This is a genomic window from Chromohalobacter sp. HP20-39, from assembly GCF_033052815.1.
Classification (GTDB): Bacteria; Pseudomonadota; Gammaproteobacteria; order Pseudomonadales; family Halomonadaceae; genus Chromohalobacter.
Genome location: NZ_JAWHTP010000562.1, coordinates 1 through 280, shown reverse-complemented (window position 1 = coordinate 280; position 280 = coordinate 1). Strand labels below are relative to the sequence as shown.

Annotated in this window: 1 protein-coding gene; it reads left to right on the top strand. The window is 65.0% G+C overall.

Annotated elements, in window-relative coordinates; genetic code table 11:
* On the top strand, nt 1–280 hold a 280-nt coding region (locus RVY79_RS19205), incomplete at both ends, for an MFS transporter (protein WP_317466155.1).

Genomic DNA, 280 nt, shown 5'->3' with positions numbered 1-280 from the left:
TCGCCAAGGAGTTCGACATCGGTCCGGCGGTGCAAGGCCTGCTGCTTAGCTCGTTCTTCTGGACTTATGCCTTCATGCAGATCCCCGGCGGCATGCTGGCCGACCGCTTCGGACCGCGCGTCGTGATTGCCGGCGCCACGCTGGGTTGGGGCTTCTTCCAGGCGGTCGCAGCCATTTGTACCGGCTGGGTGTCGCTGATGTTCACGCGTCTGGGTCTGGGCGCTGCGGAAGCGCCGATCTATCCGGCCGGCGGCAAGCTCAACGCCATCTGGATGACGCA